8 protein-coding genes and 1 pseudogene are annotated in these 14,927 nt (G+C 42.8%); 1 reads left to right on the top strand and 8 read right to left on the bottom strand.

Annotated elements, in window-relative coordinates:
* Nucleotides 1-8: 8 nt before the first annotated feature.
* The 8 genes and pseudogenes from rpsA to VYM24_RS12520 all read right to left on the bottom strand — a co-directional run bounded on the left by rpsA (nucleotide 9) and on the right by VYM24_RS12520 (nucleotide 12,341).
* A complete protein-coding gene (rpsA, locus tag VYM24_RS12555) occupies nucleotides 9-1,805 on the bottom strand; it encodes a 30S ribosomal protein S1 (RefSeq protein WP_007212914.1) in 1,797 nt (598 codons plus the stop codon).
* A 777-nt stretch (nucleotides 1,806-2,582) separates the two neighbouring features.
* Entirely contained in the window at nucleotides 2,583-2,981 is a 399-nt protein-coding gene (locus tag VYM24_RS12550) for a hypothetical protein (RefSeq protein ID WP_330940174.1), read from the bottom strand.
* A 188-nt stretch (nucleotides 2,982-3,169) separates the two neighbouring features.
* A pseudogene (locus VYM24_RS12545) lies at nucleotides 3,170-3,613 on the bottom strand (Fic family protein); the annotation flags it as partial.
* A 308-nt stretch (nucleotides 3,614-3,921) separates the two neighbouring features.
* The gene (locus VYM24_RS12540) at nucleotides 3,922-6,945 is read right to left on the bottom strand and encodes a leucine-rich repeat domain-containing protein (protein WP_330940172.1); all 3,024 of its coding nucleotides are present in this window, start codon (nucleotides 6,943-6,945) and stop codon (nucleotides 3,922-3,924) included.
* An 8-nt stretch (nucleotides 6,946-6,953) separates the two neighbouring features.
* The gene (locus VYM24_RS12535) at nucleotides 6,954-9,224 is read right to left on the bottom strand and encodes a fibronectin type III domain-containing protein (RefSeq protein WP_330940171.1); all 2,271 of its coding nucleotides are present in this window, start codon (nucleotides 9,222-9,224) and stop codon (nucleotides 6,954-6,956) included.
* Nucleotides 9,225-9,254: 30 nt separating this feature from the next.
* A complete protein-coding gene (locus VYM24_RS12530) occupies nucleotides 9,255-10,604 on the bottom strand; it encodes a PEGA domain-containing protein (RefSeq protein WP_330940170.1) in 1,350 nt (449 codons plus the stop codon).
* Between the two features lie 608 nt (nucleotides 10,605-11,212).
* Nucleotides 11,213-12,040, bottom strand: coding sequence for a type II pantothenate kinase (coaW, locus tag VYM24_RS12525; RefSeq protein ID WP_330940169.1), 828 nt, complete (start codon nucleotides 12,038-12,040; stop codon nucleotides 11,213-11,215).
* Nucleotides 12,041-12,107: 67 nt separating this feature from the next.
* Nucleotides 12,108-12,341 (bottom strand): YecH family metal-binding protein, encoded by a 234-nt coding sequence (locus tag VYM24_RS12520; RefSeq protein ID WP_330940168.1) that lies wholly within the window; start codon nucleotides 12,339-12,341, stop codon nucleotides 12,108-12,110.
* A 150-nt stretch (nucleotides 12,342-12,491) separates the two neighbouring features.
* On the opposite strand from VYM24_RS12520, the gene VYM24_RS12515 reads away from it, so the two are divergent.
* Nucleotides 12,492-14,903, top strand: a complete 2,412-nt coding sequence (locus VYM24_RS12515) for a TonB-dependent receptor (RefSeq protein WP_330940167.1) — start codon at nucleotides 12,492-12,494, stop codon at nucleotides 14,901-14,903.
* Nucleotides 14,904-14,927: the final 24 nt, after the last annotated feature.

Raw genomic sequence — 14,927 nt, 5'->3', positions numbered from 1 at the left:
AGAAGTGATTACTTCTTTCCAGCTTCCATTTGCTCTTTCAAAGCAGCCAGAGCGTCGATGTCGCCCAGAGTAGTAGAAGCAGCCTGGTTTTGAATAGCCGGAGCGTCTTCTCTCTTATTGCCAGCCGGCTTCTTACCAGCAGCCTTCTTTTCAGCTCTTTCTTCTGCCTTTGCAGCATCTTCGAAGATACGGCTGTGAGAAAGAATGATACGCTTAGCATCTTTGTTGAACTCAATAACCTTGAATGACAGTTTCTCATCCATCTGAGCCTGAGAGCCATCTTCCTTAACGAGGTGTTTCGGAGTAGCGAAACCTTCTACGCCATAAGGCAGAGCAACAACAGCACCCTTATCCAGCATTTCGATGATAGTACCTTCGTGTACAGAACCTACAGTGAATACTGTTTCGAATACATCCCAGGGGTTTTCTTCGAGTTGCTTGTGACCAAGGCTCAAGCGACGGTTTTCCTTGTCAATTTCCAGTACCTGAACTTCGATGTCCGCACCGATCTGAGTGAATTCAGAAGGATGTTTAACCTTCTTAGTCCAAGACAGGTCAGAGATGTGTATCAAGCCGTCAACACCTTCTTCGATTTCAACGAATACACCGAAGTTAGTGAAGTTCCGAACTTTAGCAGTGTGCTTAGAACCTACAGGATACTTCTCTTCGATAGTTTCCCACGGATCTTGTTTCAGTTGTTTGATACCCAAAGACATCTTACGTTCTTCGCGGTCCAAAGTCAGAACTACTGCTTCAACTTCGTCACCTACCTTCATGAAGTCTTGTGCAGAACGCAAGTGTTGTGACCAAGACATTTCAGATACGTGAATCAAGCCTTCAACACCCGGAGCGATTTCGATGAATGCACCGTAGTCAGCCATAACCACTACTTTACCTTTCACCTTGTCACCCACTTTCAATTCAGCGCTAAGAGCATCCCAAGGATGCGGAGTGAGTTGCTTCAGACCGAGAGCGATACGCTTCTTCTCATCATCGAAATCAAGGATAACAACGTTAAGTTTCTGGTCGAGTTCAACCACTTCCTTCGGATCGCTAACGCGGCCCCAAGACAGGTCAGTGATGTGAATCAAACCGTCTACGCCACCCAGATCGATGAATACACCATAAGATGTGATATTTTTAACGGTACCCTCAAGAACTTGTCCTTTTTCGAGCTTACCGATAATTTCTTTCTTCTGTTGTTCCAGTTCAGCTTCGATAAGAGCCTTGTGAGAAACAACCACGTTCTTGAATTCCTGGTTGATCTTAACAACCTTGAATTCCATAGTTTTGCCAACGAATACATCGTAGTCGCGGATAGGTTTCACATCGATCTGAGAACCCGGCAAGAAAGCTTCGATACCGAATACGTCTACGATCATACCACCCTTTGTGCGGCACTTGATGTAACCCTTGATAATTTCTTCGTTTTCCAAAGCAGCGTTCACACGATCCCAAGAGCGAGTAGCGCGAGCTTTACGGTGAGACAGAACCAACTGTCCTTTTTTGTCTTCCTGATTTTCGATGTATACTTCTACTGTATCACCGATCTTCAAGTCAGGATTGTAGCGGAATTCATTCAAAGGAATGATACCGTCTGATTTGTAACCGATGTTCACAACAACTTCACGTTTGTTCATTGCGATTACAGTTCCGTCAACTACCTCACGGTCGTTAACTTTGTTAAGCGTACTGTCGTAAGCCTTTTCCAACTCTTCGTGGCTGGCACCACCGAAGGTTTCGCCATTTTCATAAGCATCCCAGTTGAAGTCTTCAACAGGCGCTACATTTTTTAAGTTTTCCATTAAATAAAATAAGTTGTTTAATAATTAATTGAGTGAGACATTATATTAGCTCATAAATTCGGGCGCAAAGATAGTAGTATTTTCTTGAAGAGCAAAAAGTTCCATCTGTTATTTCTCGGTATTTTTACATCCGGCTCGTATAAAAGTAGCGGGGACTTCGACTGAGTTGTTTTGTACAGAGAACGAAAACAAGGTAAAAACGTTCTGTATACAAAACTAAAGTACTCTATCTAAAGCAATAATTGAGAAGTAAGAACTTTGTGAATAAAAAACAGATTCTTGTCAAGAGCATATTTATATATTATTAACTCCCTCCGGTGGTTTGCGATAGTCGATCGTATCACTGGTATGCTTCTGAAGCAAATGATCTGTTTACTTTAAACAGATGGTGCGTTTCACCCAATCAGATGATGCATTTGCCACAAACAAACGGTCTAAATCCCACATGTTAATGAAGTAAATGCCACACGTCAATCCCCCAAATGCCACATGTTTCACCTGCTGAACTATGGCATTTTATTTATTGAGCTGTGGCATTCGGAAAGCTATGGTGTGGCATTTCAAATGATATGAAAAGGGAGGATACAAATAGAGGAGAAGCAACGCCCCTCCTCTTATGCTAATTTAAAGTTGAATCTGAGTTAAGATTACGAATACAAATATACGACATTGAAAAGCAGAAGTCAAGTATTCAGGCATCTTTATTCAAACGATTGGACAAAAAATAGCCTATATTATCCAACGAATTGGATAAGAGCAAACTTTCCAGGAAAAGAGTCAAAGTTTTTCTTTTAATTCATTCAAAATGTCCAGTTTGAACTGAGAAACGACCTGTCTTTTGTCTTCTTCCGTCGGATATTTACCATAGGGAAAGTTCTTATTCAAGATTCCATCAACAAAATAGTGATCATCAAAAAACGTGATATAGAACTTTTTATCTATCGTTAAGTTGAAGAGTTTAGGATTCATGGGATTCTTCATCTCGCAACGAAACCACATTGATTGTGCAGCTCTGATAAACTCGATTAGCTGCGAATTGCCGCTCCCACGCATAATCCCGTTAACATGCAACCCACCTTTCATTTCCTTGGTTTTCGACAAAAGATTGTACCATTGCATTTGGCTGAATCTGAACACATCATTTGCTGCATGTATAGCTTTCTCAAATCCTTCCACAACAGGAAAGAATACAAACTCCAAAACATTCCACACCTCGTCGGCACAAAATCGGAGTTTTGACTCTTCGGCTGCAATATTTTATTTTTTCTGCCGTTCCAGAATCTTCAATTCCTTCATGAAGTCTTCATCTTCTTCAATGCTTTTACCTCTCGCAGCTTTGATGCAAGTAGCAAGTGCACGCTCCATGAAGCATACTCAAAACGCTCTCCTGTACATGTAATCACACTGTTGGGGCGAGTCTTATACTGACCTGCATGCACTACATACGATGTGGTTTGTCCACCTGGAAGCCGCCGATAAACAGTATAGTCCTCACGCAACAGCGTGTTGTGCAGCTGTCGAATGAAAGTTTCAGTCAACGGGTATTCGGATGCAGCCTGATTCTGCATCATATTCAGCCCCACATTGCTTGCTTTCATGTCTTCCAGATCCTTCATATTGGCAGCGTCAACCACCTTGTCGAACAATAGCAACAACTCCGTCTGACCATACGTAAGGGTATTGCCTTCTATATGATTACTATTGTAATTGAATTCCAACATGAATTTTCTATTCAAGCGAAGTTGATCCTCTGCCTTTAGCGGTTGAAGATTCTTCCATTCATTATATAATTGTTCCAGCTTGGTCATAATTTCATCTATTACAGTTTACTTTAAACCACTAATTGACAGAATACAAAATTAAGAAGTCAGTAAACTAATACCCCTGAAGTCTTACACATCACTTATTTTCAATGCATTAAAAGTAAACCGGCTTTTAGTATACAATATTCGCAAATTTTATCGATATCTACAAACAAATGAGAAGAAAATTAGCAAATAAGCTTAAGAAGATATTTTCTGAAAGAATTAATATTAGACAAAAAAGAAAAGAGTCCGAAGCAACTCCGAACTCTTAGCGCAAAATAATTAATGTTTAATACACAATACTTTTGGAACTATTTTATAGCAATCTTCTTTCCTTCCAAAAAATAAAATCCACTTGACAAGCCGGTGACTGTATTACTTCCTTCGCACACCTCCACCACTCTAACGATACGCCCGGTTATATCATAAATAAAGATGTTCCGGTCGCGGTCACTGTCTATGTAAAGCACATTACCGACAGTGTAGACTTTCAAGGATTCTTCTTCTTTCTTCATGATTTCTTCCAAACCGGTTATTTCACCTCCTTCGCCGCCGATGCTATAAAATAGAGGTGCACACTTGGAGTCTTCTTTGGTTATAACGTATGACTCGAAAGGATTAACAGGAAATGTTCCACGAACAAACAAACTACCCGGCAAACAATTAGCGTATGTATATGTGTTTAGAGCATAGACATTATCGCTAACTTGCATGTTTCCAAAAGAAGGAAACAACCGATAAGTAGCAGTCTCTCCACAAGGAAGAGACTTGGGAGTTGCCCGAACCACTATTCCCTCCGCAGATTCTGCCATGAAGACCACTGTTCCGGTAAGATTATATTGCGGATCATATTCTGTACTATTTGGCATGGCAATAATATAAGGTTTATAGGCTTCCAAAGTAGTGACATCCTTAAAACCATCTTGGCCTAATTCTCTTAACCAAAAGGGGTGACTGCCTTCAATTCCACTATTGAAAGGAGCTATAATTCCCTTTTCCTCATGAATAAACTTTTGTACTGTGAATGGCAACGCAATAGTGCACCATCCGGCAGCGGTACCTTTCTCTGTAGAGAACCCATAAGCATGTTTATACGAAATCTTATTTGCTATAAAATCTTTCGCTGCCATAAATGGATAAGTATCCAATAACTCTACATTTTGGGCCACACCATTTCTTATTATATTCAGACCACTCCATTCGGAAGGAATAACCGTCTGTTCAGAAACATAAATCAAGCAATTATTTCTATGCTCGGTAGTCAGCATATTTTCTTTCATCCCCAATTCCGTATCCCATATCAAACTTCCCAAATTATAACACTCCTGAAACACTCCACTTCCTATACTTGTAACAGAAGAAGGAACATTCACACTCATCAGATTAGTACATGCCCGAAATGCTTCGTCACCTATTTCACCGACATTAGCAGGTATCACCACTGTTTTTAGACTGTTGCATCCCCAAAAAGCCTCTTTTTCTATTGAAATTAATTGAGTGGGAAGGCTAATATCAGCAAGCTGAGAACAACCAAAGAATGTTCGAAAAGGAATATACTTTACTTGATCCGGAATGTTTATCGTTTGCAAATTCGTGCAATTATTGAAGGAAGAATATCCTATACTATCAACACTTTCCGGTATTTCCAAGACCTGCAAAGAACTACAACCTTCAAAGGTAGGAAGATACTCATAGGATCCCCCTATGAATTCCTTCCCATGTCCATGAGAAATTCTTTTCAATTGCTTTGGCAACGTCACCCTTTCCAAAGAGTTACAGTTATAAAATGCTCCATCAATAGTTGTTACACCATCAGGAACGACAATCTCCTGTAAAGAAGAACATTTTGTAAATGAACAATGCAAACTTTCCAAAGTCTTGGGAAGAGTCACGTCTTTTAAACTTGTACATTGCAAGAAGACCCCTTGCAGACTTTTCACATTCTCGGGAATTATTATGGACGTTAAGTTTTCACAGCCTGCGAATGTGTATGGCCCTATAGAATCCAATGATGCAGGTAATTCTATCTCACGCAAGCTCTCACACTTCTGAAAAGCTCCCATAGTACCAGTAAAAAAACTACTGGATTCAGAAAGGAATTCCTTGAGCATAGCAGATAATTTTACAGTCGATAAAGAGGTACAATTAGCAAATGCTCCACGACCAATCATAGTAACTTTATCTCCCATAATAAGTGAAACTAACGATGTACAACCCTGAAAAGCTTCGTTCTCAATCATTGTCACATTATCAGGGATATGAACTTCTCCCAATTTTATGCAATTACTAAAACAACTCCCCTGAATAGAAGTTAATTTATCCGGCAGTGTCAGTTCTTCAAGATTTGCACAATTCATAAAACATGCAGAACCTATATTCTCTACTGAACTGGGAAGCGTAATAGAAGTTATGCCTACACAATCCATAAAACAGTCACCACCTATATCCTTAACAGAACCGGGAAGCACAACAGAAGTTATACCTGTCCCCCTAAATGCTCCACTACCGATCTTTTCCAGTTTTTCAGGCCAATTAATAGTAACCAAACTGACACACTTAGAGAAAGCATTTGCCTCTATTGTTGTCAAAGATTGAGGCAGCACAACATTTGCCAAACTGGTACAGCCATTAAAAGTACCATCCACATATCCAAAATGATATTGATATCCCTCTATTACTGTCACTCCTTCCGGCACCCTTATTGATTTAAGTTTACGGCAATTATTAAATGTGTTAATTCCTAAGTCAATCATATAATCGGGCATATCTATTGTTTCCAGATTAGAGCACTCACCAAATGCCGCATATCCGAACTCCGTGACTCCTTTAGGAATATCAACAGAAGTAAGATTCTTACAATTATAAAAGGCTTTGCTATCAATACTTCCAACCAGGCCGGGTGGCAACACTACAGCTTCCAAATTTGTAAGATCAGAAAAAGCCGAAGCCCCAGCTCCATTCACCGCGCTTTCCGGCAAAACTATTTTTTCTAATCCAAGATTGTAAAACATATACTCTGTAATCGTATTATCTTTCGTAAAACAGGACTTTGTTATTGTCCCAGGGCTTACAGTTACATAACTGTCTCCTCCTTCAACTATACCGACATCTCTCATATCAAGAATTCTTAATGCCGTCATCTCCCGAATACATTTAATATCCGTCCCATTCAGCCTTCCCGTCAATGTAAGGTTCTCCACAGTTTCTTTCTTATCTCCAATCAAAGCCGGCAAAGTACCTTCCGTTTCAACATGAATTGTCTCCTGTGCCCATACGCTCGTAGATACCCAAAGGCAAACGAGCATTACTATACATGATATTTTTATCTGTTTCATAATTCCTTCTAATTTTTATCGGGTGATTCTATATCGTCCACATTCGGTTCTTTTATTTCCGCTTCTGTTGTGAACTCCTTTACATCTCCATAACCTATTCCTATTCCATTATCCGCATAAGCACGGACGTAATACTTTGTTCCGGCAGACAAACCTGTCAAATCCGCCGCAATATCCATGTCTTCTGCAGATGAAGTCACTTTATGATCTGATACGGTAGGCATCACGCTAGTAGCACTATAGCAAAACCCTTTCTCCGTAACAACTGTCCCTCCATCAGAAAAGATAGTGGCAAAAACAGATACAGAGTGTTCACCAACATTACTGATTGTTGTTTCACCTACAGTAGGAGCAAACATAACTTGTTCAGGCGGGTTTGTAGAGAACTTCTGTACCGCACCATAACTTATCCCTTTTTCATTTATAGCATAAGCGCGTATATAATAGTCTGCCGCAGAATTAAGTTCAACCAAATCGGCAGTAATACCCGTACCTTCCGAATAAGAGGTTACCTTACTATCCGCTATAGTAGGCATCATATTAGTCATACTATAACAAAAGCCCTTCTCCGTAATTGCCAGATTGCCATCCGATGTAATCTCGGCAGATGCGGAAGCGGTATTTTCACCAATATCGCTAACAGTCGTCATACCCACCGCCGGAGCCGTTGTAGCAACCAAAGTTCTAAAAGTATCCTGTTTACCAAAAATTTTACCATTAGAATAATCCACATAAGGCACTATATAATAAGTAGTATTCGGCGTCAGCCCGCTAATAGCAGCCACGATATCGTTTCCTTCCGAAGAAGACGTTAGCTCCGTACCATCAATCGCTGGTGTAGAAGTTATTCCATAAAAGAAGCCTCTCCGCGAAACAGTAGTTCCGTTCTTATGAGGAATAAATTTGGAGGAAGCAATAGCGGAAGTTTCTTTTATGTCAGTCACTGTAACTCCAAGCACCTCCGGAATCCCTTCTTTTGTTTTAAACTCTATGATATTTCCAAGTCCAAGCACATTATCCTCACGCGAAAAAGCAAAAGCACGTACATAATAAGTCGTATTGGGCTCCAACTCGTTAATGTCACCATTAAAGGTTCCATCAGCCTCATCGTAGGTTGCGTTCAAATGTACATCTACATTTGAAGTCTTATCTCCCAATTTGTCCGGCAGGAAATTCTCTTTATCAACAGTCCACTCAAAACCATGATGACTAATTAAAACTCCATTTGTCACTTGTGCAAAAGCAGTGACAAAAACATCTGACGTGCTCACGCGTAGAGTTGTCAATATTGGAACATCGACTTTCTTTGCAGTAAACTTAAACACGTCTCCGTACCCCACACCTTGTCCGTTCACCGCATACGCACGTATATAATAAGTTGTTTCGGGCTTCAGATCACTGATAATAGCGCTGAATGTCTCCTCATCCCCCTCAACAATCTTTTTCAAGTTTGCAGTGGTAGGCACCTCACTTTCCGAACTCCAACAGAAGCCCTTTTCTGTCAACGCTGTCTCTCCCCGACTCAATATACGCACCTCTACCTGTACACTGGTATCTGTAGAATCAGTCGGTATGATGCTGGATACCACCGGCACAGTAGAAGTGTTAGTTGTAACAGTTACGCTTTTTCCGTAACCTACTCCCTTGGCGTTGATAGCATAAGCACATACAACATATTCTTTACCCGGCGTCAGGTCATTGATTTTAGAAATAAAGGCTGCGGCTTCCAGAGCCACATTGCTCACATTATCCTCCACTGTGGGACTGTTGCCATCCGCCGGTTTCCAGCAGAATCCACGAAGAATCAAGTCACTGCCACCCTCGTCAATAATCGTGGCCGACACTGTGAAACTCTTTTCATTCTTAGCGCCAACCTGTAAATCACCGAATACCGGCGCATTACTCTCAGTAGTAGCGAAACTCTTCACCTCACCTTTCGCTATGCTGTAACCACTACTGGCATACGCGCAGTAGTAATACGTCTTTCCCGGGCTCAACCCTTGCAAAGGAACACTAAAAGAAGACGCTTCTCCGATATCAACCTTTACCTCTGTATACTCTGCCATACTTTGTAATTCAGAATAAAGAATGCCGCAATCTTTTATCAACGTTCCTTCGGACTTCTGCACGCCACCTGAAAGTGTAGCACCTACCCGATAAATATCCGACACCGCACCCGTACTCAAGCCGGGGGCGAAATTTGAAGGTTCCGTATCTTTCTCGCACGCTGTCATCAACAGCAACAGAGTGCATAATAATAAATATTGTAGTTTTTTCATACCTTTAACAATGAATGGTAAATAATCAATTTAGAAGAAGAAACCAATACCGGCACTTAATTCCATATATTTAAAGTTCACAGTCTGACAACCCACTGAAACGGCAAATTTGCCGAAACGCCCGATAGCACCGATTTCTGCGGCTACACCGGTGGCTGAATGATCGGTATTCTTTACCAATTCATCCTCAACTGTTTCCCAAGCCAGAGTACGGCTTCCATAACCTGCACCGATATAAGCATAAAGCGGTTTGGCTATCCTGCGCATGTATCCTGCGGTAACAGACATACGCGCTTTCTGTGTCACGCCTTCTTTATAATAAGGGGTACCATTTCCTCCACCGGTCAGGGCTCCCGTATCGTCGCACTCCAAATCGGCGGAAACCGAACCAAAGTCACTGCGGAAGCGAACGTAGGCACCATTTTTAGCCACAAAACCCACCATAGCCCCGAAAGAGGTCTGCGAAGGATGCCAACCGGCTTCAAGCATAACTAATGTACGGCGAGGTTCTTTGGGTTTAATGGTGGATTTCATCTTAAAGGTAAGGCTACTTGTTTCTCCGGCAGTGATAACGATGGTGCTATCCATAGAGAAAAAGAACTCTTTCTCCACACGAACCTGATAATCTTTCAATGGCATACGGTCACTCTTATAAGGCGTTTCTCCGGCAAGTTCGTTGTCAATATAGACTTTCGCATCCTGCTCCGGCAAAGAAAAAACTTCCAGATAGCCAAAACGAGGTTTCAGAGCAACACTCATAATCTTTTGTTCACTACCCAAATCTATAATTCCAGCTTCAGGAGCATACATGGGGGCTTCCACCCGATAAGTATGCGTCCCTTTCTTCATCGTAGCAGTAAACAATCCTTTCTCCGTCGGCATCTTTTCGTCATCAATATAAATATCCGCAATGGCAGGTTCGGGACGCATAACGACAAGTTGCATATTTGTATCAACAGCCATCTCCTTAGCCTCATCCCCCGCACTAAGTTCCATTTCATAGACTGTCGCCTTTTCAATCAGGTCAGGATAGAAATAATTACGGAGTACGCCATACTTCTCGTGCATGATAGAAATGCGTCGTGCCCCACGGGGAACATAGAGCCAGATTTCTCCCGGCTTATTCTCTCGCGCCACAATACCAAGGGCATCCGGTTCAAACATAAAGTCTTTTTCAGTAGTAACAATACGGATAAGAGCGCAGATTTCACTGTTCTGATCCCTCTGCGGAGCAGTGATACGTGCTGTAATGTCTGTCTCCATACGCTGAAAAGAAGTCACTTGAATTTTGTTTTGTGCCGTAGCGGAGTGCGGAACAACAAGCAGGAATAGCAATAGTAATCCCACCGGCAACAAACGTGCAATAGTACTGTTTGTCATACGTGTTTTTCTTTATTTTTCCGTCTGTCCTCTGTCAACGGGGTTATTATATAAAGAAAGCGTGAGGACTGTTATTGTCTATTCTTCTCTCAGGCTCTGGAAAATGCCTAATGCCGTAATAGACAACAGCCCTCACGCCTATATATATAACATAGACGTGAAGAAACTGTTGCTATCATCCCACGGCATTTGAATTTTCCAGATTCGAGAGAAGGGGATAATAACTTTTCGCTTCTTGCGTTTTTTCTTAAAACATAAAGTCATATTTGCCGTTTATCGCTATAACAGACCTGACTTCATCTGCAAATGTAGAATAAATTTCTTTATCAGAAAGAAATTTCCAAAAATAAAAAGCACTTCAAGTTTTATTTCTTTCCGAGTGAAGAATATTTATCACGGAAATCAGTGACAAGATTATTATTTACGTAATCAGATGCGATGTTTCAAAACTATACCGGAACCGTATCTGCTCCGTATCAACTCCGTGTCCTATAGAAGAGGGCTGATACGGAGCCGACACGGAGTTGGTACGGAGCAGATACGGACGAATTACGGAGATAGCACGGAAATGACATAAAGGTCCTACGGAGACGCACGAACCCGGATAATCAAGCGTTCTTCCTGATATACGCCAGTGCCGCCCCTATCGCCGTCCTATATTCCGCATATTGTGGAATATGGAAGCGTACTCCATATATCTTTTCCATATTCGGAAAAACCTCATGGCACTGCGGAAATTTAGTAAGATTACCAATCAAGACAAAATCTTTGATAGGACCATTCAGCGCAGACAACACTGCTGCACCACCTATCGTTTGCAGCACCATATAAATAATCCCTTTTGCAATATCTTCCTGCGAAGCGTTGCTATCCGCTTTTCCGAACAGCGAAGCAGTGGCATGCACCGGAAGATCCGGCAAAGGACGATTGCAAATATCTCCGATCTGTAAGTTTACACGGGTAACGTCGCCTTTCTCGGCAATTGCTGCAATCTGCCTGAAATCATTCGTCTTCAGCAACAAGCGGGAAAGTCCCTGCAAAGTACCTCCGCCAATTGCCATACCACCAATATGCTCTATCTTTTCTCCGTTGATTCTTACGAAAGAAGTACCCGTTCCCATGCTTACCACAATCAGCTGATCAATATCCGTAGCATGACGTGCTCCCAATCCATTGGCTATAAATTCATCGACTTTGTCCGTGGGTAAACCATACAATGGACTATCTACAAATGCACTACCCACACCTGTCAGCATCACTTGCTCTATATCCGAAAGCTGAATACCGTTATCATAGATATACTTCCCGAAAGCCCCGAACAAAGAAGTAACCGGATCAGTCGCAGTAATAAACATCGGTGACTGTATCTGTTCTCCGTTGATTCCTACAATTTTTGTAGTACTTCCGCCAACGTCTATTCCTATTACAATTCCCATAGTTTCAATATTGCATTCGGCTACAAAGGTACGAATTGTTTTATTGTAGATGTGTATTCAAACGTTTTTAATGGCTGCAAACCTTCGTTATATCCACCGTAAATCCATCGTCAGCAGGCATAAACTTACCTTTCGCTTTCAGAAACTCTATCAATTTATCCGCATCCATATCTTCTGCCGAGCAAGTATAGAAATGTTGATGTTCACCGAATTTCCGGATGATTGCCTCTTTCAATGATGATTCCGAGTAACTGTTGCCTTCCATCATGTGAAGGACTTCATGAGCATGTAATTGTTCCATAATCTATTTTTTCTGCAAAGATAGAATGAAGCCCGGATTGGAGTTGTAACATTTGTGACACTAACCTATAAAAAATAAAGAAGCAAAGTTAAAAGCTCTTTTTTACCTCCTGATATACGTTTCGGGAAGTTTCTCCGTTATAGAAAAGGTATGAGACATTTTTGGTTACTGACATCTCTTATAATACTATTCTCCACTCACGCCCTTGCCCAGAAAACAGTCAAGATAGGCGGAACGATTACGGATGAAAATGGTAATCCGATTGAATTGGCAACAATACGATTGGAAGGGACAGCTATAGGCACAGTCAGCAACCTGAAAGGACGGTATTCACTGAAATTCGAAAGCCGGGACAGTGTAACGGTCATCTTTTCCATGCTGGGATACCAAACCCGTAAACGAAAATTAGCACGTCCGCAGGGAAATATCAGTCTGAACATAACCTTACTCCCGATGAATTTTGAATTGGGCGAAGTAAGCGTAACAGAGCGTCGCCGGCAAACCGGAACCATCCAACAGATAGAAACCAAACAAAACCGCCTCGCCCCCGATGCTTCGGGCGGAAGCATAGAAGCCGTGATAGCCACACAGGCCGGAGTGAGTAGCAACAACGAACTCAGTTCGCAATACAACGTGCGCGGCGGTAGTTTCGACGAGAACATGGTGTACGTCAACGGCATTGAAATATACCGCCCCTTGCTGATTCGTTCCGGACAACAGGAAGGATTGAGTTTCATTAATCCCGATATGGTACAATCCGTCGGCTTCTCCACGGGAGGCTATGAGGCCAAGTACGGGGATAAGATGTCATCCGTGCTGGACATCACTTACAAGAAACCCGAACGGCTGGAAGGAAGCACCTCCGTCAGCCTGTTGGGAGTCTCAGCATACGTAGGAATTGCCACCAAAAAGCTAACTTGGACAAACGGCATCCGTTATAAAACCAACCAATATCTGCTCGGCACGCTGGATACAAAAGGAGAATACGACCCGCGTTATATCGACTATCAGACTTATCTGAACTGGACACCTTCGAAGCGTTGGGAAATAGGTGTCATCGGCAATATTTCAGAAAACCGCTATAACTTCCAGCCGGAAGACCGCTACACCCGCTTCGGCACTCTCAGCAATGTACGCGAGTTTAAAGTCTATTTTGAAGGACAGGAGAAAGATTTATTCCGCACCCTGTTTGGAACCGCTTATGCCACCTACCGGCTGAACGAACAGAACAGCCTGACCCTGCAAGCCTCCGCCTTCCACACGAAAGAACAGGAGACATACGACATCACCGGACAATACTGGCTGAACTCCCTGGACAGCGGAACGCAAGTAGACGGCACTACCAACGAAGAGGAAACTTCCGAAACCATCGGCGTGGGAACTTACATGGAACATGCCCGCAATTACCTTACCGCAGAAGTGCAAAGTTATTCCATCACAGGCCGCCACCGGCTGAAAAGCCACTCCCTGCAATGGGGTGCGGAGTTCAAACGGGAACGCATCAAAGACCGGATGCGCGAATGGGAAATGCGCGACTCTGCCGGATACTCCATGCCGCAAACTTCCGAAGGGCCGGAACTATTCTACACCCTCCGCTCACGCAACGAAACGGACAGCAAACGATACGGATTTTACCTGCAAGATACATACCGCTTCCGCTCTACCGCCGGACTATTCACCTTGACCGCCGGCATACGAGGCAGTTACTGGGACTGGAACAAAGAATTTATTTTCAGTCCGCGTGCCTCCCTGGCTCTGATTCCGGCATTCAATGAGAAATTCACCCTGAGAGTAGCCGCCGGAGTCTATTACCAGGCACCGTTCTATAAAGAATTCCGGGATACCACCCGGGTGGACGGGATAGCTACCGTATCCCTGAACCGTGACATACGTTCGCAACGCTCCCTGCACTTCGTGGCAGGCGGCGACTATAATTTCCGTGCCATGGACCGCCCGTTCCGCTTCTCTATGGAGGTGTATTACAAAGCGTTGAGCAATCTCATCCCTTACAATATAGATAATGTACGGATCAGTTATTACGGACGCAACCTTTCCAAAGGTTACGCCACCGGTATCGATATGAAACTGTTCGGTGAATTTGTTCCCGGAACAGACTCCTGGCTGAGCTTCTCCCTGATGAAAACCGAAGAGAAAATAAACGGACAATGGCTCCCCCGCCCCACCGATCAGCGCTACCGTCTTTCGCTCTATTTTACGGACTATTTTCCCGGTAGCCGCAAGTGGAAAATGAACCTGAAAGGCACACTTGCCGGAGGTCTTCCCTTCGGTCCCCCGCATAGCGGACGCGAGGCTGCCGTATTCCATACATCCCCTTACCGACGTGTAGATATAGGTATGTCCCGCTGTATTATCGACCGCAATGAACGCGAAAATCAGTGCGGCATCCGCAGCCTTTGGTTGGGGGTTGATATTTTCAATTTGCTAAATATCAGTAACGTCAACTCCTATTATTGGGTGACAGACACCCGAAATAACCAGTTTGCAGTACCCAATTACCTGACATCCCGTCAGATTAATGTCCGCCTGTTGCTCGACTTCTGAACAGAAGTCTAAAAAAAACTTTCT

It is taken from the genome of Bacteroides sp. MSB163 (genome assembly GCF_036416795.1).
GTDB lineage: Bacteria > Bacteroidota > Bacteroidia > Bacteroidales > Bacteroidaceae > Bacteroides > Bacteroides maternus.
This window is presented reverse-complemented; position numbering and strand designations above follow the sequence as displayed.